This window comes from Mesorhizobium liriopis (assembly GCF_024053505.1).
GTDB classification, from domain to species: Bacteria; Pseudomonadota; Alphaproteobacteria; order Rhizobiales; family Rhizobiaceae; genus Mesorhizobium_B; species Mesorhizobium_B liriopis.
Map to the genome: position 1 here is coordinate 357,605 of NZ_JAMXQS010000006.1, position 19,978 is coordinate 377,582.

At 62.3% G+C, this 19,978-nt stretch carries 16 protein-coding genes; 11 read left to right on the forward strand and 5 right to left on the reverse strand.

The window, feature by feature from the left end:
• The first annotated feature begins 346 nt into the window (after positions 1-346).
• The 5 genes from uvrC to NGM99_RS14090 all read left to right on the forward strand — a co-directional run bounded on the left by uvrC (position 347) and on the right by NGM99_RS14090 (position 6,248).
• A complete protein-coding gene (gene uvrC / locus NGM99_RS14070) occupies positions 347-2,422 on the forward strand; it encodes an excinuclease ABC subunit UvrC (protein WP_252819930.1) in 2,076 nt (691 codons plus the stop codon).
• Positions 2,423-2,582: 160 nt separating this feature from the next.
• On the forward strand, positions 2,583-3,194 hold the full coding sequence (gene pgsA / locus NGM99_RS14075; RefSeq protein WP_252820070.1) for a CDP-diacylglycerol--glycerol-3-phosphate 3-phosphatidyltransferase: 612 nt from the start codon (positions 2,583-2,585) through the stop codon (positions 3,192-3,194).
• Complete coding sequence (gene moaD, locus NGM99_RS14080) at positions 3,151-3,450, forward strand: molybdopterin converting factor subunit 1 (RefSeq protein ID WP_252819932.1); 300 nt, start codon at positions 3,151-3,153, stop codon at positions 3,448-3,450. Before pgsA ends, moaD begins: the two co-directional genes overlap by 44 nt.
• Positions 3,447-3,908: a molybdenum cofactor biosynthesis protein MoaE gene (locus tag NGM99_RS14085; RefSeq protein WP_252819934.1), complete on the forward strand. Its 462-nt coding sequence runs from the start codon at positions 3,447-3,449 to the stop codon at positions 3,906-3,908. The genes moaD and NGM99_RS14085 overlap by 4 nt, the downstream gene beginning before the upstream one ends.
• A 102-nt stretch (positions 3,909-4,010) precedes the next feature.
• Complete coding sequence (locus NGM99_RS14090; RefSeq protein WP_252819936.1) at positions 4,011-6,248, forward strand: putative bifunctional diguanylate cyclase/phosphodiesterase; 2,238 nt, start codon at positions 4,011-4,013, stop codon at positions 6,246-6,248.
• Positions 6,249-6,251: 3 nt separating this feature from the next.
• Here NGM99_RS14090 and ndk read toward each other — a convergent pair whose 3' ends face one another.
• Together ndk and NGM99_RS14100 are read right to left on the reverse strand one after the other, a co-directional pair.
• A complete protein-coding gene (gene ndk / locus NGM99_RS14095; protein ID WP_252819938.1) occupies positions 6,252-6,674 on the reverse strand; it encodes a nucleoside-diphosphate kinase in 423 nt (140 codons plus the stop codon).
• Positions 6,675-6,759: 85 nt separating this feature from the next.
• Positions 6,760-7,452 (reverse strand): glutathione S-transferase family protein, encoded by a 693-nt coding sequence (locus NGM99_RS14100; RefSeq protein WP_252819940.1) that lies wholly within the window; start codon positions 7,450-7,452, stop codon positions 6,760-6,762.
• Between the two features lie 57 nt (positions 7,453-7,509).
• Here NGM99_RS14100 and NGM99_RS14105 point away from each other — a divergent pair, with 57 nt between their 5' ends.
• From NGM99_RS14105 to NGM99_RS14115, 3 genes are all read left to right on the forward strand, one after another.
• The gene (locus NGM99_RS14105; RefSeq protein WP_252819942.1) at positions 7,510-8,025 is read left to right on the forward strand and encodes a DinB family protein; all 516 of its coding nucleotides are present in this window, start codon (positions 7,510-7,512) and stop codon (positions 8,023-8,025) included.
• A 291-nt stretch (positions 8,026-8,316) separates the two neighbouring features.
• Positions 8,317-9,066 carry a hypothetical protein gene (locus NGM99_RS14110; RefSeq protein WP_252819943.1) on the forward strand — a complete coding sequence of 250 codons (750 nt, stop codon included), beginning with the start codon at positions 8,317-8,319 and terminating at the stop codon, positions 9,064-9,066.
• A gap of 97 nt (positions 9,067-9,163) precedes the next feature.
• Complete coding sequence (locus NGM99_RS14115; protein WP_252819944.1) at positions 9,164-11,041, forward strand: ABC-F family ATP-binding cassette domain-containing protein; 1,878 nt, start codon at positions 9,164-9,166, stop codon at positions 11,039-11,041.
• A gap of 20 nt (positions 11,042-11,061) precedes the next feature.
• On the opposite strand, the gene NGM99_RS14120 is transcribed toward NGM99_RS14115, so the two are convergent.
• The 3 genes from NGM99_RS14120 to NGM99_RS14130 form a co-directional block, all read right to left on the reverse strand.
• The gene (locus NGM99_RS14120; protein WP_252819946.1) at positions 11,062-12,864 is read right to left on the reverse strand and encodes a YbhB/YbcL family Raf kinase inhibitor-like protein; all 1,803 of its coding nucleotides are present in this window, start codon (positions 12,862-12,864) and stop codon (positions 11,062-11,064) included.
• A 70-nt stretch (positions 12,865-12,934) separates the two neighbouring features.
• Positions 12,935-13,384, reverse strand: coding sequence for a DNA polymerase III subunit chi (locus NGM99_RS14125; protein ID WP_252819947.1), 450 nt, complete (start codon positions 13,382-13,384; stop codon positions 12,935-12,937).
• On the reverse strand, positions 13,381-14,895 hold the full coding sequence (locus tag NGM99_RS14130; RefSeq protein WP_252819949.1) for a leucyl aminopeptidase: 1,515 nt from the start codon (positions 14,893-14,895) through the stop codon (positions 13,381-13,383). Before NGM99_RS14130 ends, NGM99_RS14125 begins: the two co-directional genes overlap by 4 nt.
• A gap of 269 nt (positions 14,896-15,164) precedes the next feature.
• Between NGM99_RS14130 and NGM99_RS14135 the strand changes: the two genes are divergently transcribed.
• From NGM99_RS14135 to NGM99_RS14145, 3 genes are read left to right on the forward strand one after another with little or no spacing between them, the layout of a single operon-like run.
• Positions 15,165-16,352 (forward strand): LptF/LptG family permease, encoded by a 1,188-nt coding sequence (locus NGM99_RS14135; RefSeq protein WP_252819951.1) that lies wholly within the window; start codon positions 15,165-15,167, stop codon positions 16,350-16,352.
• Entirely contained in the window at positions 16,349-17,440 is a 1,092-nt protein-coding gene (gene lptG, locus NGM99_RS14140) for an LPS export ABC transporter permease LptG (protein WP_252820071.1), read from the forward strand. Before NGM99_RS14135 ends, lptG begins: the two co-directional genes overlap by 4 nt.
• The gene (locus tag NGM99_RS14145; RefSeq protein WP_435371430.1) at positions 17,440-19,887 is read left to right on the forward strand and encodes an LPS-assembly protein LptD; all 2,448 of its coding nucleotides are present in this window, start codon (positions 17,440-17,442) and stop codon (positions 19,885-19,887) included. Before lptG ends, NGM99_RS14145 begins: the two co-directional genes overlap by 1 nt.
• Positions 19,888-19,978 lie beyond the last annotated feature (91 nt).

The window sequence follows — 19,978 nt, forward strand, 5'->3', positions numbered from 1 at the left end:
ATTCTGGGGCTCGAATGCGGCCGACGACCCCTGTTGCACTGATGATACAATCGGCGAACATCACTTTCTAAGCCGCTGTTCTGGATGATTTATTCGTCTTCTTGGCCTGATGGAACCTTTTTGCCCTTGAACCAAATCACCCCGTTCGCCGGATTCTCGCCGCAAGCCTGAACGGATATTTACAAGGGTAAACGCCGCAGCCCTGCGGGGTCGAAATCCCTTAACCCCGTCGCTATCTCTTCCATTCGAGACGATTCCTCGCAGCGTTCGATTCCCGCGAATGTGATCGCTGCCATGCCACCTCGCCCTTGCGCGCGCGACTCGCGCTATGACACTCGGAAGCGGAATGAAACCGGAACAAGCAGATCTGTCTTCGGAAGCGGAGCGTCCTCGAGACGACGACATCGCTGACGATGTGGCGGGATTCCTGCCCGGCGATGAAACCGATGAGGACGAGGGATCCGACGCTGAACCGGCACCCCTCGCGGAGGGCCCGGAACTGGCTTTCACTGCAATCGACTGGACGCCCGATGCCGGCGATATCGAAGGCAAGATGGGGGCGGAGGTCATCCAGACGCTGGTCAAGCGCCTGCCGAACTCGCCCGGCGTTTATCGCATGCTCAACAGTGCAGGCGATGCGCTTTATGTCGGCAAGGCGAAGAGCCTTAAGAAGCGCGTGACGAGCTATGCGCAGGGGCGGTTCCACAACAACCGCCTCGCGCGCATGGTGCGTGAAACGGCGACCATGGAGTTCGTGGTCACCCGCACCGAGACCGAAGCGCTCCTGCTCGAAGCGAATCTTATCAAGCGCTTCCGTCCGCGCTTCAATGTGTTGATGCGGGACGACAAGTCGTTCCCCTATATCCTGCTCAACCGCGATCACCGCGCCCCAGGCATCTTCAAGCATCGCGGCGCGCGGTCGCGCAAAGGCGACTATTTCGGACCGTTCGCCAGTGCAGGCGCGGTCGGCCGCGCGATCAATTCGCTGCAGCGCGCATTCCTCCTGCGCACCTGCGCTGACTCCGTGTTTGAAAGTCGCACGCGGCCTTGCCTGCTCTTCCAGATCAAGCGCTGCTCGGGCCCTTGCACGAACGAGATTTCAGTGGACGACTACGCGACGCTTGTCGGCGAGGCGAAGGATTTCCTCGCCGGACGCAGCCAGAAGGTGAAGGGTGAGATCGCCGCAGCGATGCAGGTCGCCGCGTCCGATCTCGATTTCGAGCGCGCCGCCGTTTTGCGCGACCGCCTTTCCGCCCTCGCCCATGTGCAGAGCCATCAGGGCATCAACGCGCAGACCGTGGAGGAAGCGGACGTCTTCGCCATTCACGAGGAAGGCGGACAGTTCTGCATTCAGGTGTTCTTCTTCCGCACCGGCCAGAATTGGGGCAATCGCGCCTATTTCCCGAAGGCCGACCCATCCGTCGAGCCGGAGGAGGTGTTGGGTTCGTTCATCGCGCAGTTCTACGACGACAAGCCCTGCCCGCGTACGATCCTGCTTTCACTGGCCATCCCCGAGACCGATCTGCTTGCCGAAGCCTTGAGCGAGCGTATGGGCTATCGCATCGCGTTTTCCGTGCCGCAACGCGGCGAGAAGAAGGAACTGGTCGAACACGCGCTTCACAACGCGCGCGAAGCGTTGGGGCGCAAGCTTGCCGAGACGTCCACCCAGACGCGTCTGCTGAAAGGCTTCGCGGAAACCTTCGGCCTCGAACACCCGCCGCGCCGCATCGAAGTTTACGATAACTCGCACATCATGGGCACGAGCCCGGTCGGGGCGATGATCGTGGCGGGCGCGGACGGGTTCGTGAAAAACCAGTATCGCAAGTTCAACATCCGCTCGACCGACCTGACGCCCGGCGACGATTTCGGCATGATGCGCGAGGTCATGACGCGGCGCTTCTCGCGGCTCAAAAAGGAAAACGCCGAGGGCCCGTCGCTCGATCATGAAGCGGAACAGACGACCTTTCCCGCCTGGCCGGATGTTATCCTGATCGACGGCGGCCAGGGCCAGATGTCGGCTGTGCGCGAAATCCTCAAGGAACTCGATGTGGAGGATAAGGTGATCGCCATCGGCGTCGCCAAGGGCGTCGATCGCGATGCTGGCCGCGAGCGGTTCTTCGTGAAGGGCAAGGAGTCCTTCACGCTGCCGGTGCGCGACCCCGTGCTTTATTTCGTCCAGCGCATGCGCGACGAGGCGCACCGTTTCGCCATCGGCGCGCACCGCGCGAGGCGCTCCAAGCAGTTCGTCAAGAACCCGCTCGACGAGATCACAGGTGTCGGCCCAACGCGCAAACGCGCGCTGCTGCACCATTTCGGCAGCGCGAAGGCTGTGGGCCGTGCCGGAATCGAGGACCTCATGGCGGTGGAGGGCATCTCCGCCTCGACCGCGAGACTCGTTTATAACCATTTTCACGAGAACTAGAGGACTTACGCCGGCTACTGTTCGGACAGCCTTGCATTCGCCGTGATTCAGGGTTTCATTCCCCTGCCATAATAATTCGGCAGAATTCTCTCTTGCGCGATGTCGGGACCGTGCGTGAAAGAAGGCGCTAACAGGAACCAGTGAAGTGACCACCCAGGACATGCCATTGCCCAGACAGTCCCGCGGCGGCCAAGCCTTCAACCTGCCCAACCTGCTCACTTACGCACGTATCCTTGCCGTGCCTCTGATCGTGCTTTGCTTCTTCGTGGAAGGCAGGCTGCAGTCGAGCGACTTCGCGCGCTGGTGCGCGGTAACGATCTTTGCCGTGGCAAGCATCACCGACTGGTTCGACGGCTATCTCGCCCGCGCCTGGAAGCAGACCTCGAATATCGGCCGCATGCTCGACCCGATCGCCGACAAGCTCTTGGTCGCGACTTGCCTTCTGCTGCTCGCCGCTGACACGGATCAGATCATCGCAGGCTGGACGCTTTGGGCGGCCATCATCATCCTCTGCCGCGAAGTGCTCGTTTCGGGCCTGCGCGAATATCTCGCCGACCTCAAGGTCAGCGTGCCGGTGACGCGCCTTGCCAAGTGGAAGACGACAGCGCAGATGGTCGCGATCACGGTGCTGCTTGCCGGTCCGGCCTTGGACAAGATCGTGTCCTACGCTACTCAAACCGGGATCGTGCTTCTCTGGCTCTCGGCACTGCTCACGCTATATACGGGCTATGACTATTTCCGCGCAGGCCTCAAGCACATCGTCGACGAATAGAGCGGTCAAGCTGCGCTATTTTGCCTGGGTCCGTGAGCGGATCGGAATTTCCGAAGAGGTCATCGAATTGGACGAGGGCGTGGAGACGGTTCACGACCTACTCCACTGGCTCCCTACGCGCGGCGAAACCTATGCCGAAGCCTTGAAGCAACCGGATGTCATCCGGGTCGCCCTCGACCATCGCCATGCCGACCATGCTCAGCCGTTGGCACAGGCCAGCGAGATCGCGCTCTTTCCGCCGATGACGGGCGGATGAGCATCACGCCTTTCATTCGGGTCTCGGAGGAAGATTTCCACCTCGCGACGGAATCCTCGCGGTTGACCGCAGGACGCGTCGATATCGGTGCCGTCGTGACATTCACCGGGCTTTGCCGCGACGAAGGCGGCCACTTGTCCGCGCTCGAACTGGAGCATTACCCCGGTATGGCGGAGGAAGAGATCGGTCGCATTGCCAAGCAGGCCATCGAACGCTGGCCCCTTCTCGGTCTCACCGTCATTCATCGCTGCGGCAGGATCAGGCCGGGCGAGAATATCGTTCTGGTCGCGGCCGCCTCCGCGCATCGTCAGGCAGCATTCGATGCGGCCTCCTTTCTGATGGATTTCCTGAAAACCAGCGCGCCCTTCTGGAAGAAGGAGCACCTGAACGGCTCCGATGGCGCCTGGGTCGAGGCCAAGCAGAGCGACGATGCGGCCACATTGCGTTGGAAGCGGTAACGCAACGTTAGCCCAGACTGTAATCATCCAAGCGATTTAGCGAATCTGAAAAGTCCTGCGATCAACATTCAGCAATCGAACGAGTGTGACGAGCAGCAGGCAGTGCCTCCTTTTCTGCAAGATGGATCGCAATGGGCAGCGCTCGCGCTGCCGCTGCTTTCGCTCGCATCGGGCGCAAGCTTGGCTGCCGCCGCTTTCTTCGCCCAGCGTTCACTGAAGGCACGGCGCGAACGGGACAGGCTCGATGCGCTGGTCAATCACCTCGGAGAGGGCGTTTATCGCGCGAGGCTCGATCGCACGATCATCAGCGCCAACAAGGCGCTGGTTGCGATGAACGGCTATCGCAGCGAAGCACAAATGCTTGATGCCCTGCGAAACAGTTCCGAGCAGTGGTACGTGGATCAGGCCAAGGGCGATGTCTTTTACGCCCGCCTGATGCGAGACGGCAGCGTTTCGGATTTCGTGGCCGAAACCTATCGGCACAAAACCCGCCAGAAGATCTGGATAACGGAGTCTGCCCGCCTCGTGGTGCACGAGCGGACCGGCAAGCCGCTTTACTACGAGGGCTCGGTTCGCGATATCACCGAAACCATGGCGCGGCTGACCCTGGAGGAACGCTTCCGCCGTTTGACGAGCGCACTTCCCGGCGTGTTGTTCCAGGTCGATGTGATGGACGACGGTACGGCCCACTTCGGCTATCTCAGCCAGAGCATCTCGAAATTGACCGGCCATCCGCACCGCGCCCACATGGCCGATCCGCTTCTATTCAGAAGCCTCATCCACGCTGACGATATCGAGCTCTACGACCGCTCGCGCGAAGCGGCCTTGGCCGAACGGCAGCCGTGGGAGGTCGAATGCCGGCTGACCGCGAAGGACGGGACCGAACGTTGGCTGCGCATCACGGCCAGTTCGCAGCGCCAAGGGGATGGCTTGACGTGGCGCGGCTACATGGCCGACGTCACGAGGCGCTGCCGGCAGGAAACAGAAAACGCGCGGCTTGCCTTTTACGACCCGCTGACGCACTTGCCTAACCGCCGCAAATTCCTCGAGCGCATGGCCGCGGAAACGGGTTGCGCGGCAGGCGACGGGTTCGGTGCCCTGCTCTTTATCGATCTCGACAACTTCAAGGCGCTCAACGACACGCAAGGCCACGATGTCGGCGATGCCTATCTCGTGCAGGTGGCTGAACGGCTCTCGGCCTGCGTCGGCGAAAGCGACATGATCGCGCGTCTCGGCGGCGACGAATTTGTGGTCGTCCTCGGCTCGAAGTTCAACGAGAGCGCGTTGGCGACGCGCGATGCCATCCTGCTCGGTCATCGGGTGCTCGACGCCGTGCAGAAGCAATTCGCGATCGGTCGCGTGCGCCATGTCGGATCGGCCAGCATCGGCCTGGTCGTCTTCGACCGGCAGGAAAAGCGGGTCGACGAAGTGCTCAAGCGTGCCGATCTTGCCATGTATCAGGCGAAGGCTGCGGGCCGGAATCGGCTGGCGCTGTTCGATCCGGCCTCGATGGAGCGCGAGGCGGACCGCTTCAAGCTGACGGCTGAGCTGCGGACTGCCATCGATCAGAAGGCTTTCTCGCTGCATTTCCAGCCGGTTCTCGACGATGAGCGCATCATCATCGGTGCGGAGGCGCTGCTGCGATGGGATCACCCGACGCGCGGCACGATCCTGCCGCCGCAGTTTCTCCAATTGGCCGACGAAGGCGGGCTGGGCGCGGAGCTTTCGGCGATGGTGGTCGAACAGGGCATCGCCACGCTCGCTTCATGGCAGCGCGACCCGGAACTGCGCAATCTTCGGCTGGCTCTGAAGATGAACGCCCGGGCATTCGCCGATGCCGGCTTCGTCGCCGCGTTGCACCGCTCGCTGCGCCATCACGAGGTCGATGCACGCAAACTGGTCTTCGAGCTGACGGAAACGGTTCTCGCCTGCCAGACGAGCGCTGCCATCGAGCGGATGAACCAGGTCAAGGAAATCGGGATCAATCTCGCGCTGGACGATTTCGGGACCGGCTCGGCCTCGATCCTTCAGCTCAAGCAACTGCCGATCGACTTCATCAAGATCGACGGCAGTTTCGTGGCGGATATCGAAAAGAGCGACGGGGACCGGTCACTCGTCAAAACCATTCTCGCCATGGCGCGCACGCTGAAGGTGAAGACGGTCGCGGAGCATGTCGAGAATCCCAAGCAGGAAGCTTTCCTCCGCGCGTTCGGTTGCGACTTCTTCCAAGGCTACCTCTACGCGCCGCCCATGACGCCGCGGGTCTTCGAGGATTTCGTGCGGCATGGCCGCGATCTGCGCCCCGCGCCATTCAACGCGGGGCGGCTGGGATCGGTTTGAGCGTCAGCCGACGATTTCGGTCTGCGAGAACCAGTAGGCGATTTCCTCGCGCGCGGTCTCGGGCGCATCCGAACCGTGCACCGAGTTCTCGCCGATGGAAACGGCATGTACCTTGCGGATGGTGCCTTCAGCCGCATTCGCAGGGTTGGTGGCGCCCATCACTTCGCGGTTCTTGAGGATCGCGTTCTCGCCTTCGAGAACCTGCACGATCGTCGGACCCGACGACATGGACTCGACCAGTTCCTCGAAGAACGGACGGCCCTTGTGAACGGCGTAGAAGCCCTCGGCCTCGCGGCGGCTCATCCAGACGCGGCGGCTGGCGACGACGCGCAGGCCGGCTTCCTCGAGCATGGCCGTGATGGCGCCCGTCAGGTTGCGGCGCGTCGCGTCCGGCTTGATCATCGAGAAAGTGCGTTCAATCGCCATGGGGCATCCTTTGCGTGGGAAACGGTAAAGAGGGACGTTCGGCCGGCTCTATAGGCAAGCCCCCGTCCCTTGCCAAGGGCATGGCTCAAGCTGCGGCGGGAATGGAAGCGCCGAGGCCGTCGTGAAGCGCGAGACAACGCTCGAACCAGTCCGCTATCGGATCGCCGTCTTCCAAGAGCTGGTAGGATGTCACGACACGCGCCCACTGCAGCGCGCCGAAGACGATATAGTCCGGAAAAAGCGGGCCCTCGCCGCCAATCCAAGGCTGGTATTTCAGCATGCTGCGCAGCGGCTCCAGCGAAGCTCGGAATGCAGCCAGCCCGGCATCGCGGCCTGCCACGACCTCCTCCAGCGATCTGCCGAGCTTGGCTTCCCGGTCCGGCCTGAACCATGCCTTGTTGTCCTGGTCCTGCATCTCGAAAATATCGAGAACGGCGGCTTTCGTGACGAATGGATGGACCGTCAGTTGCGACCAGCGCTCAATGAAACGCGCCATCGCCTCCCCACCCTGCCCGCCGAACAGGCTGGGCCGGTCGGGATAGGTTTGGTCGAGATAGAGGGCGATGGTGAAACTATCGATGACCTTGCTGTCGCCGTCACGAATGACCGGAACGGTCTTTGATATCCCGCCCTCGACCTTGGCAATCTCAAGAAAACGCGTCGGCACACGCTGGAAGTCGAGCCCCTTATGCGCCAACGCCATGGCGACCTTCCAGCAATGCGGGCTGTAGGGCCGGCCAGCATCGGCCCCGACGAGATCGTAGAGCAGGATCGTCACTGGTAGCTTACCTATCGCAGGTGTTAGGAGCCGCCATCCTTGTCATGTGGAGCGCTGATGTCCAAACGACATTTTCTGATGATGGCTGCCTATAACCGCTGGGCGAATTATCGTGTTTATACTGCAGCTGAAGCTCTGTCCGAAGAAGAGTGGCGGCGCGACACGGGCGTCTTCTTCGGATCGCTGATGGGAACGTTGAACCACATCCTTGTCGCGGACCGGATTTGGCTGCATCGCTTCACGCGCGAAGGGGCCGCTCCCACGGCCCTTGACGCCATCCTCCATCCCGACCTTGCGAGCCTCAGGCAAGCGCGGGAAAAAGAGGATGCACGGATCATCGAATGGATCGGCGCGCTGTCGGACGCCGAGATCGCAGGTCGCTTCACCTACACGACCATCAGCGACATGCGCACGATCTCCCAGCGGCTGGAACCGGCGCTGGCGCATCTCTTCAATCACCAGACGCATCATCGCGGGCAGGCGCACGCGGCTTTGACGAGACTTGGCCGCCCCTCAATCGGGCTCGACCTCATTGCGTTCCTCAGAACAGAAGACGGACGGGCCTTCGCTTGAAAGATAGCGAGATTCTTAAATACTTACATAAATTCATTTAACTATGGTATTTATTGCTCTCTTTTTCGTGATCAAGTCACTTTGAAACTAACCCTCCTAGTATTTCGTATTTAGCTATCGAGAACTACATGAAGTACTTCTCGCAGCGCAGCATGGAGGAACAAGTCGATGGCGGCCACCTGGTCCAAACTTGCCACTGCTTTTGCATGTGGCACACTCATTGCAAGCATACCCCTGACATCTTTTGCAGAAAGCCAAGCTGGTGCCAGCGGCGGCCGTAGCGGTGGCGGCGTGAGCGCTGGCGTCGGCGGCAACGGTCGTGGCGGCTTGGGCGTTGGCGTATCCGTCGGAGGCATCGGTGTCGGTGCATCGATCGGTGGCGGACAAGGTCTGAATGCCGGTGTCGGCGCTAGTGTAGGCGGCGCTAGTGGCGTCAATGCAGGCATCGGCGCTTCCGTCGGCGGCTCGAACGGAACGGGTGCCGGCGTCGGTGCCTCTGTGGGCGGCAGCGGCGGCGTCAATGCCGGTGTCGGCGCCTCCGTCGGCGGTTCACGCGGTACGAGCGCCGGTGTTGGTGCATCCGTCGGCGGCTCCAGCGGTGTCAATGCCGGTGTTGGTGCGAATGTCGGCGGCGGTCGCGGTGTCGGCGCCGGCGTCGGTGCCAGCGTCGGCGGAAGCAGCGGTGTGAATGCGGGGGTCGGCGCGTCGGTCGGCGGGGGGCGGGGCATCTCGCTCGGCGCACTCTTGGGCATCGGCGGTCGCAACGGCGGTACTGGCACTGGTGGGACTGGCGGAACCGGTGGAACTGGCGGAAACGGCACCGGTGGAGCCGGTGGCAATTCTGGCTCCGGTACCGGCGTCGGCACGGGTCAGAATAGTGTTGGCGACCGTGGCACGAGCCGCTCGCGATCGTTCGCTTTCAGCAACGAGAACGGCCGCACCAACGCCACCAAGATGAAGAAGCGCTGCGCGGATATCATGGCCGATCCCGGCTCCTTCGATAGCGCACTTGTCGGGCTCTGCGCTGCAGCCGGGCGCTGATATCAACATCAACAGAGAGGCCCGCTCACCCAGCGGGCCTTTTTCTTTGTCGGCACGCATACTTGCGCGGTCGGCCTGGGCCGGTGCAAAAGCGGCCATGCTCGCGATCAACGACCTATCCCTGCGCATTGCCGGCCGGCTTCTGCTCGACCATGCCAACCTATCATTGCCAGCCGGCACCAAGGCCGGGTTGGTGGGGCGCAACGGCACGGGCAAGACCACGCTTTTCCGCGCCATCACCGGCGATCTCGCCTCGGAAAGCGGCACGGTGGAACTGCCCAAGGGGCTGCGCATCGGCCAGGTCGCACAGGAAGCGCCGGGCACGGAAGAGTCTTTGATCGAGATCGTGCTGAAAGCCGACAAGGAACGTCTGGCGCTGATGCACGAAGCCGAGACCGCCACGGACGCTCACCGCATCGCCGAGATCCAGATCCGGCTCGCCGATATCGACGCACACTCGGCCGAATCGCGCGCGGCCACTATCCTCGCCGGCTTGGGCTTCGACGATGCCGCGCAGAAGCGGCCTGCCTCATCCTTCTCCGGCGGCTGGCGTATGCGCGTGGCACTCGCCTCCGTGCTCTTCGCCCAGCCCGATCTTCTGCTTCTCGATGAGCCGACCAATTACCTCGATCTCGAAGGCACGTTGTGGCTCGAAAATTACGTCGCGAAATATCCGCATACGGTTCTCCTGATCAGCCACGACCGCGACCTTCTCAACAACGCGGTCAGCTCCATCGTCCATCTCGACGCGCAGAAGCTGACATGGTGGCGCGGCAACTATGACAGCTTCGAGCGGCAGCTGGAGGAAAGCCAGGTTCTGCAGGAAAAGAGCCGCGTGAAGCAGGAAGCGCAGCGCAAGCACCTGCAAAGCTTCGTGGACCGGTTCCGAGCGAAGGCATCCAAGGCGCGCCAGGCACAGTCACGCATCAAGGCACTGGAGCGCATGAAGCCGATCGCCTCGGTGACCCACGACACCGTGCGGCCCTTCTCGTTTCCCGAGCCGGCGAAAGTGGTCGCCTCGCCCATCGTCGCGATGAACAATGTCTCGGTCGGCTACACGGCCGGCAAGCCGATCCTGAAGAACCTGACCCTGCGCATCGACGCCGACGACCGTATCGCGCTGCTCGGCGCCAACGGCAACGGCAAGTCGACCTTCGCCAAGCTTCTGGCCGGACGCCTCACGCAGGAGGCGGGCTCGATCACGCTGGCGCCGGGTCTCAAGGTTTCGATCTTCGCACAACATCAGCTCGATGATCTGAGGCCGGAAGAAAACGCTTATGAGCATGTCCGCCGCCTGATGCCGGATTCGCCCGAGTCAAAGGCGCGCGCCAAGGTCGCGCAGTTCGGTCTTTCGACGGAGAAGATGAACACCAAGGCCAAGGAACTGTCGGGCGGCGAGAAAGCGCGTCTGCTGATGGGCCTCGCCGCCTTCGACGGTCCGAACCTTTTCATCCTCGACGAGCCGACCAACCACCTCGATATCGACAGCCGCGAACAGCTGATCGTGGCGCTCAATGATTTCCCCGGCGCGGTCATCCTCGTCAGCCACGACCGTCACCTGCTGGAAGCCACCGCCGACCGGCTCTGGCTCGTCAAGGACGGCACCGTCGCGCCCTATGACGGAGACATGGACGATTACCGCCAGCTGGTGACGGGCTCTTCCGCCGACCGCCGCGAGAAGCGCGAAGCAGACAAAAACTCGAAAGCCGACAAGCGACGCGAGGCCGCGCAACGCCGCGCCGCCAACGAGCCGCTCGCCAAGGAAATCAAGGCGACGGAAGCCTTGATCGAACGCCTGCGCAAGCGTGTCGGCCTGATCGAGACGGAGCTGAACGACCCCGCCCTCTACGAACGCGACGCAGCCAAAGCGACCAAACTCGCCAAGGAACGGGCCGAGCTCGCCAGCTCCATCGATGGCCACGAGGAGCGCTGGCTGGAGCTTTCGGCGAAATACGAAGAAGCGGTCGCCGTCTAGCTACCGCCTCCCTCGAAAGCCTAGTTCGTCGGCTCGTTCGTCTGCGCATATTTGCCAACCAGTTCGCCCTTGGCCACGACATGGCCTTTGACGAGATTCAATATCTCGTCACGGTTGGCGCCCAGCGGGGCGTCGAGCATCGTATCCAATGCCAGAACCTGAATATGATAATGGTGGGCCGGATCGCCGACCGGCGGGCGCGGGCCGCGATAGGCGACATAGTTCGCCGAGCCCCGCCCCTGCATGATGCCCTTTGTCGTGTCCCCATCGAGGCGGTCACGCTCCGGCAGTGCTTCCGGCAATTCGATCGTGGACGCAGGAATGTTCCACGCCACCCAATGCACGGTCGGCTTCTGCGGCGCGTCGGGGTCTTCCATGATGATAGCGTAGGATACGGCGCCCTCCACGCGATTCCATTTGAGAGGAATCGAAATGCCTTGACCATATTCCGTGTAGGCGAACGGAATGTCGCCATCGGCCGCAAAAGCCGGGGAAGAGACGTCGACCTTTGCATCGGTCTTGGCAGCCGTTTCCGGGCGTGCATTCGCTAGCGCCATATTCGTGCCCTGCGATGTCTGCGCCGTTGTCCAGTCGGCCGGCACCTGTTTCGGCGTGTAGTCGGCGGAGGCGCCATCCTTCACGACACGATAAAGGATGCCGTTGGTGTCATCCGAGAACAGCAGCGCGCCATCCTTGGCGACCGCCATACCGACGAGCCGGCCGTAATTCTTCGTGCCGTCCTCGCTCAGGAAACCGGTGATGAACGGCTCAACCTTGGTTGCCTGCCCGTTCTCATCGAAACGCACGCGGACGACCTCGTAGCCCGACGCAGGCTTGCGGTTCCAAGAGCCGCGCAGAGCGACGAACGCGTCGTTGGCGACCTCGTCGCCCATGCGTCCGCCGCCCGAATGGAACGCCCACTCCATGCCGGCCGAATGGGCCGTATACATCAGCGCCGGGTTCGTGCTGCCTTTGGCCCATTCGGCATTCGACAAACCGCCCTGCGGTTCGAGCTGCGGATACTCCTTGCCGTCCTCCATCACATAGGGCCAGCCATAGCGCTTGCCGAACTCGACCTTGTTGACCTCTTCCTGCTGCAGATCGTTGCCGAGATAATCGATGCCCTGATCCCAGGTCCACAGCTCGCCGGTGACCGGGTGCCAGCCATAGCCGATGGCATCGCGCAGGCCGGTCGCCACGATAGAGCGCTGCTTGCCATCCGGGCTCACGCGCAGAAGTGCAGCACTCTCCTGGCTGGATTCGTTGCAGGTGTTGCAGGTCGAGCCGACCTGCACATAGAGCCAGCCATCAGGCCCCACCTTCATGCTGCGATTATAGTGCTGTCCGCTGTCGGGCAGGTCCTTCACGATCCGCTGCAATTCGCCGACCTTGCCGTCCTCGGCGATGTCGGCCACGAAAACCTCCCGCGCGCTCGCCGCGTAGAGCTTGTTCTCGTGGACGGTAACACCGTAGATCGCAGGTCGCTTGGCGACCACCTCCGGCGCTTCGTCGGCCACCCCGTCACCGTCCCGGTCACGCAGGCGGATGACGTCGCCTGTGCTGTTGCGGTTGATGTAGATGTCGCCATTCTCGGCCACCTCGACATAGCGCGCATTGCCGAGGTCCTTGGCGAAGACGCTGACCGAGTAGCCGGCAGTCACTTTCAGGCTTTTCACGAAGTCCGGGCCCGGCACGGTCGGCTTGGTCTCGAAGATATAGGTTTCGATCTGAGGCAGCTGGTCGTCATCGCCGACAGTCTGCGCGAGAGCCAGTTGCGATGTTACCGCCAGAAGACCGAGCGCGAGGGCAAGTGAGCGTTTCAAATCCATCTCCTCCGAATTGCCGGCGGAGATAGCGTGAGAGGGCGAGCCGCCTAGGGCGCTCGCGAGAAGTTCAGGCCTTGCGTTCCCATCGGCGGTCTGCCGTCTGCTGCCAGTAGGTCACGTCGTGCCCGGCATCCTTCATCACCTTCCAATGCCGCCGCGCACCTTCGAGCTGCTGCTGATCGTGCCCGTCGAACAGAAACACTGCCCTCTCATAGGCCTCCAGACCCGAAGGCTCCGCGTTGTCGACGAGAAAGCGCACCTGCGCGCCGTTCGGATTGACCGGTTCGGTCGAAAGAATGATCGGCTGACGATCGGGATGAGGGTCGCGGTCCGTGCCATGCGCGAGAAAGGAATCGTCGCGAAACGTCCAGAGATGCGCGTCCAGCGCATCACGCCGCTCCGTCGAGCCACACTGTACGGCAACGCGCCAGCCGCGCTTCAGGCTGCGCTCGAGAAGGCCCGGCAGCGCATCCTCGAGCGTCGACTCGGTGAGATGATAGAAGAGGACTTCCGTCATGCCGTGTTTTTGGCAGTCTCGTAATTGTCCGCCACGAAGCGGTCGAGCAGCCGGACGCCGAAGCCCGAACCCCAGGACTGGTTGATCTCGTTCGACGGCGAGCCCATCGCCGTGCCCGCGATGTCGAGGTGCGCCCAAGGCGTGTCCTTGACGAAGCGCTTGAGGAACTGGGCTGCCGTGATCGAGCCACCGTAACGGCCACCGATATTCTTCATGTCGGCATTCTTGGAATCGATCAGCTTGTCATAGTCGGGGCCCATCGGCATCCGCCACACGCGCTCGTCGGTGGCGAGGCCTGCCGCAGTCAGGCGCTGTGCCAATTCGTCATCGTTGGAAAACAGGCCGGCATGCAGCTGGCCGAGCGCCACGAGAATGGCACCCGTCAGCGTCGCCAGATCGATCATCAGCTGCGGCTGGAAGCGGTCATTGGTGTACCAGAGCGCGTCCGCCAGCACGAGGCGGCCCTCGGCGTCCGTGTTCAGCACCTCGATGGTCTGGCCCGACATGGATGAGACGATATCGCCGGGCCGCTGCGCGTCGCCGCTGACCATGTTCTCGACGCAGCCGATGACGCCGACGACGTTGGCCTTCGCCTTGCGGCCGGCAAGCGCTCGCATCAGGCCGAGCACGGCGGCGGCACCGCCCATGTCGCCCTTCATGTCTTCCATGCCGGCGGCCGGCTTCATCGAGTTGCCGCCCGTGTCGAACACCACGCCCTTGCCAACGAAAGCGACGGGCTTCTCGTCGCCACCGCCCTTCCACTGCATGACGGCCAGCCGGCCCGGCTGGGTCGAGCCGCGCGAGACGCCGAGCAATGCACCCATGCCGAGCTCGTGCATCTCTTCTTCAGTCAGCACTTCGACCTCGACGCCGAATTCGCGCAACGCTTCGGCGTGGCCCGAGAGTTCCAGGGGGCCGAGATGGTTGGCCGGCTCGTTGACGAGATCGCGCGCCAGATGCACGCCCTCGGCAACCGCCCTCACCGCGGCGAAGGCCCGCTCGGCGGCTGCAGCGTCGGAAACGTGAATGGTCACGGAAGCCGCTTCGCCGCTTTTCGCGCCGTCCGCCTTCTCGCCCTCATCCTTCCTGGTCTTGTATTTGTCGAAGCTGTAGGCGCGCAGCAGGATGCCGGCCGCGAGCTGCGCAGCGTCCTCGGCGCTCACATCCACGCCCTCGACGCTCGCGACGATCGATATCTTGGCGCCCTTGCGCAATTGGCTGCCGGCCACCCCGCCGAGCTTCAGCCATGCATGGTCGTTCAGCGCATCGGCCTTGCCGGTGCCGATGGCGATCAGACGGTCGGGGCCGTTCTCCACTGGCGCGATCAGTTCGAGCACCGCGCCGAACTTGCCTGAAAATTCGGCGACCCCAGACGCTCGACGCAGCGCTCCGCTGCCGTCGGCGGCCCGCCCCTCCGCGCTCAGCGCACCACCGTCTCCCGCCAATACGATGACGGAGCCACTCTGCGGGGCTGGCGATGAAGCGAAGGCGATGGTGGGAAGCTGGGCCATGCAATGTCCTTTTGCAGCGCACGAAATTGCGCCGTGAAGCGGCGCGACTTTCGCCTTTTTCCTTTGATTTGCAAGCGGGGTGCGCCCGTCGATCCAATCGTTTACCGTTTGTGAACCATGACTCTTCCCGCTTTCTTCACCATTCGAGAACAGTTTGACTTAACTTGGTCGGGCCCTCCCCGGCCAAGGATGAACGGTTGTGCAGTGCGAAATCAGCGCTTAAATGCGCGCTCGGCTGCAAAGCCTTTGAAGCTGGAAACACGAGCAGGATGAACGTCGCCGAAAACTACATCCTGCGCCGCGTTTTCGTTTTCTTCGCAGGCACCCTGCTCTGGACGCTCGCCATCGTCTGGACGACGCAGGTCCTCGCGCGCATCGATCTCGTCACCGACAGCGGTCAATCGGCGCTGGCCTTCTTTCAGGTCGCAACGCTGATCCTGCCTTCGATCATCCCGCTTGTCGTCGCCTTCGCCATCCTCATCGCGGTGAGCCAGACACTGGCCGCGATGAATTCCGACTCCGAACTGATGGTGTTCGCGGCCGCCGGCAGCCCGCGCACCACCGTCATTCGACCCATCATCCTGCTCGCAGTGTTTGCAAGCCTGCTGGCGCTTTTCGTCGACAACAGCATCGACCCCTATGCACGCCAGAAGAGCCGCGAATTGGTAGCTGCCGCGCGCGCCGATCTGCTTTCGCTGGTCATTCAGGAAGGTACGTTCCGCAAGGTCGAGGACGGGCTTTACGTGCAGATCGCCCGCCGACTGCCCGACGGGCGCCTGGGCGGCATCTTCATTTCCGACACCCGCACCGAAGGCGTGAACCTCGTCTATTACGCCAAGGACGGCGCGGTGACGAAGCAGGACAACAAGAACATCCTCGTCATGCAGGATGGTGAGGTGCAGCGGAAAACAGCGGAAGGCGATGTGTCGATCATCCGCTTCGATTCGAACGCCTTCGACCTTTCCGCCTTCGCACCAGGCAGCGGCGAAGTGCGCCTGTTGCCCAAGGATCGCACGCTCGGTTATCTCTTCAATCCCGATCCGAACGACAAATATTTCCAGTCCACTCCCCAGGCGTTCACCGCGGAAATCCATCGGCGCCTGACGGAATGGATCTATCCGCTGGTCTTCGCGATGATCGCACTGGCCGTCGCCGGGTCGCCGCGATCCGCTCGCGAACAGCGGCTTCATCCCCTGCTGACGGCTTCGGTCATCGCGCTCTTCGAGCGCTGGCTGGGCTTCTTCTTCGCCGATCAGACCCAGTCGCATCCCGGGATGGCGTTCCTCGTTTATCTCGTGCCGATCGGTGCCATCGTGGTTTCCGGCCTTTTCATCCTGTTCAACAGGCCGATGGAGCTGCCGACCTCGACCGTCGAGCGCGTCGTGGCTCAGTTTCGCCGCTGGAATGATCGCTTCAACGCCTGGCGCTGGGGCAAGGCTGCGGGAGGCACCGCCTGATGGGCTGGACGCTTTCCCGCTACTTCCTGGTCCGCTACGCCGTCATCACGCTGTGGTTCTTCATCGGCGTGTTCATGCTCGTGTTCCTCGTGGACTTCACCGAACTGTCCCGGCGCATCTCGGATGCGGCCGACGTTTCGCTTGCCTCTGTTGCTAGCGTTTCGCTGCTTCGCGTGCCGATGATCATGCAGCAGACGGTGCCCTTCATCGGCCTTTTCGCGGCCATGGCGACCCTCGTCTCGCTCAACCGCAAATACGAGTTGGTCGTTGCCCGCGCTTCCGGTATCTCGGCATGGCAGATCCTCACGCCGGTCTGCCTCGGCGCGCTTCTGTTCGGCGTCCTTTCGCTCGCCATCCTCAATCCGTTGGCCGCCAATGGCTTCGCCGTTTCCGAGCAGCTCGAGTCGGACCTGCGCTCCGGCGGCGCCCCACGCCGTGAGGCCGACAACGCGCCATGGCTGCGCCAGCGAACCAGCGAGGAAGGCGAGACGATCATCGGCGCAGACGCTGTTCTGGGAGCCGGCACTCAGCTCGCGGGCGCCGTGTTCCTGTCGATCGATGCTGATGGCAACATGACCGAGCGGCGCGATGCGGCCCTAGCAGTGTTGCATGATGGTTACTGGGAGCTGTCGGATGTACGCGTCCATCGGCAGGGACAGTATCTCGAACCGCGCGCGACGGACCGCGTTCCGACCTCGCTGAAGCCGGAATATGTGGCCGAGCGCTTGGCGCGTCCTGAAACCGTGCCGTTCTACGAATTGCCTTCGAAAGTGCAGGTTGCGCGCTCTTTCGGGCTTCGCGCCGACGCTTTCGCCATGCAGTTCCAGTCGCTTCTGGCGACGCCATTCCTGCTCGTCGCGATGACGCTCATTGCTGCAACAGTGTCGATGCGTTTCGCTCGCATGGGCCAGTCGGCGGGCTTGATTCTGGGTGGCATCGTCGCCGGCTTTCTGCTTTATGTCGTGTCGGTTCTCGTCAAGGCGTTCGGCAATGCGGGATTCGTGCCGGCATATGTCGCGGCGTGGGTTCCTGTCGTCGTGGCGATGTTCTTTGGAGTAACCTTCCTGCTTCACAAGGAGGACGGCTAGTGGGGGCCGATTTGGACCGGAGCCGTCTGGCAGGTTTGAAGCGCCGTCTCTCGACGGCAAGTGCGTTGGGTTTCATTTTCGCGGTTCTCGCCGGACCGCTGCCGGAAGCCTATGCGCAGGATCTGGGTGCGCTCGCCGGCTCGTCCGTGCCGAGCGACTCGCAGATGCTGCTCGAAGCCGACACGCTGACCTACGACAATGACAGCCAGATCGTGACCGCAGCCGGTCGCGTGCGCATCGACTATGGCGGCAACCGCCTCGTCGCGCAGCGCGTGAGCTACGACCAGAACAGCAAGCGTCTCCTCGCCGAAGGCGACGTCGAGATCGTCGATCCGCAGGGCACGCGCGTGACCTCCGACAAGATCGACATCACCGACGATTTCGGCGAAGGCTTCCTGAACGCGCTTCGCATCGAAACCGCCGACAAGACCTACTTTGCGGCAGAAAGCGCGACGCGCCGCAGCGGCCGCGTGACGACCTTCAACAACGGCGTCTACACTGCTTGCGCGCCCTGCGAGGAAAAGCCCGACAAGGCGCCGATCTGGCGCATCAAGGCGCGAAAGATCATCTGGGACGGCCAGGAAAAGGTCGTACGCTTCGAGCAGTCGCGCTTCGAGCTGTTCGGCTTCCCGATCGCCTATTTTCCGGTTTTCGAAACGGCCGACCCGACGGTCAAGCGCAAGTCCGGCTTCCTGATTCCGAGCCTCACGCAAAGCGATGAGCTGGGAACGGGCGTGACAGTCCCCTACTACTTCGCCCTCTCCCCAACCTTCGACCTGACGGTGACCGGCAGCTATTTCACGAAGCAGGGGTTCCTCGGCCAAGCGGAGTGGCGCCAACGCTTCAATAATGGCGAGTATTCGATCCAGGTTGCAGGCATTAACCAGAAAGAGCCGAGCGCGTTCGATCCGAACACGGTCGACTCCGGTCCTGAAGGAGACCCGACTGAAGGTCGCGCCATGGTCGGCACGCGCGGTCAATTCGACATAAACCCCCGCTGGACGTTCGGTTGGGACTATCTCGCCCAAACCGACAAGAATTTCTCCAAGACCTACGGCATCGCGAATTTCGCGAAGTCTGTGCAGCGCAACCAAGCCTACCTCGTCGGTCTGGATGATCGGAACTACTTCGACCTGCGAGCCATGGAGTTCAAGGTCCAGGAAGAGGTTCTCGATTCCAACCCCGACGCCCGCGATCCGAAACAGCCGCTGGCGCTTCCGAGCTTCGACTATTCGATCACGCCAGACGAGCCGGTGTTCGGTGGTGAACTGAATCTGGATGTCAACGCCCGCGCCATCAAACGCGATGAGTTGGACGGCTTCACTGCGCTTTCGGATATTCGCTCGGGAAATGACCCATTCGTTCGCGGTCTCGATGGCGACAACGGCCGCATCACGGGTGAAGCAGAGTGGCGCAAGACGATCATCACCGACTCTGGTCTGGTCATCACGCCGATCCTCGCCTTCCAGGCGGATGCCGGCTACGACAATGCCTCATCGGAATCGATCGACCGCGTCAACGCGATGGCAGACCGCCTGAACTCGCTTTCCGAGTATCAGGGGCCGACCGCTGATGCCGATGTCGTTTCGGAGTTCAACCGCTATATGGCGACGCTCGGGCTCGACCTTCGCTGGCCCGTTCTGTTCTCCTCGACCAGCGCCACGCATATCCTCGAGCCCACCGCGCAGGTCTTCGCGCGGCCGAACGAGCAGTATGTGGGCGATCTGGCCATTCCGAACGAGGACGCGCAGAGCTTCGTGTTCGACGCGACCACGCTCTTCGAGCGTGACAAGTTCTCCGGCTACGACCGCATTGAGGGCGGCACGCGCGCCAATGTCGGCTTCCGCTACACCGGCACGTTCGGAGGCGGCTGGAGCACGAATGCGATCTTCGGCCAGTCATACCAGCTTGGCGGTGAGAACTCGTTCGACCAGCCGGACTTGGTCAATGTCGGCGCTTACTCCGGCCTCGAAACCGACACTTCCGACTTCGTGGCGCTCGCCGGCCTGATGACGCCGGTCGGCCTGTCGCTTTCGGCCAGTGGTCGCTTCGATGAGGAAAGTTTCGACATGCGGCGTGGCGAGCTGAAAGCTGGCTATAGCCAAGGTCCTCTCTCGCTGACGGCGCGCTATGCCTATATTCAGGAACAGCCGCTCTACGGCTTCGACGAGGACCGCCAGGAGGTGCGCGGCACCGGCTCGCTGCGCTTTGCGCAGAACTGGACCGTGCTCGGATCGGGCACCTATGACATCGAAAAGTCTGTGGTGACCAATCGTGGCATCGGCTTTGGTTATGATGACGAATGCTTCACCTTCAATGTGAGCTACGCCGAAAGCGTCAATCGTGACGACGAGGACGATGTGAAGAAGACCATCGGCTTCAATCTCTCGTTCCGCACCATCGGCGATTTCGGATCCAGCCAGTCGCTTGCTCAGGATACGAACTGATCGAGACGCTCCAGGAAATGAGCGACATTGTTTTGCCGCAGTGGGGCCGCAAAACCCAATCATCCGAATAGCTTGAAGGTCCTGATGCCGG

What these genes read in the sequence shown, in the direction of transcription:
- NGM99_RS14135 (WP_252819951.1), top strand. Translation starts at nt 15,165, where the DNA reads ATGAACGTCGCCGAAAACTACATCCTGCGCCGCGTTTTCGTTTTCTTC.
- moaD (WP_252819932.1), top strand. Translation starts at nt 3,151, where the DNA reads ATGACTATTTCCGCGCAGGCCTCAAGCACATCGTCGACGAATAGAGCG.
- pgsA (WP_252820070.1), top strand. Translation starts at nt 2,583, where the DNA reads ATGCCATTGCCCAGACAGTCCCGCGGCGGCCAAGCCTTCAACCTGCCC.
- NGM99_RS14130 (WP_252819949.1), bottom strand. Translation starts at nt 14,895, where the DNA reads ATGGCCCAGCTTCCCACCATCGCCTTCGCTTCATCGCCAGCCCCGCAG.
- NGM99_RS14115 (WP_252819944.1), top strand. Translation starts at nt 9,164, where the DNA reads ATGCTCGCGATCAACGACCTATCCCTGCGCATTGCCGGCCGGCTTCTG.
- ndk (WP_252819938.1), bottom strand. Translation starts at nt 6,674, where the DNA reads ATGGCGATTGAACGCACTTTCTCGATGATCAAGCCGGACGCGACGCGC.
- uvrC (WP_252819930.1), top strand. Translation starts at nt 347, where the DNA reads ATGAAACCGGAACAAGCAGATCTGTCTTCGGAAGCGGAGCGTCCTCGA.
- NGM99_RS14105 (WP_252819942.1), top strand. Translation starts at nt 7,510, where the DNA reads ATGTCCAAACGACATTTTCTGATGATGGCTGCCTATAACCGCTGGGCG.
- NGM99_RS14085 (WP_252819934.1), top strand. Translation starts at nt 3,447, where the DNA reads ATGAGCATCACGCCTTTCATTCGGGTCTCGGAGGAAGATTTCCACCTC.
- NGM99_RS14125 (WP_252819947.1), bottom strand. Translation starts at nt 13,384, where the DNA reads ATGACGGAAGTCCTCTTCTATCATCTCACCGAGTCGACGCTCGAGGAT.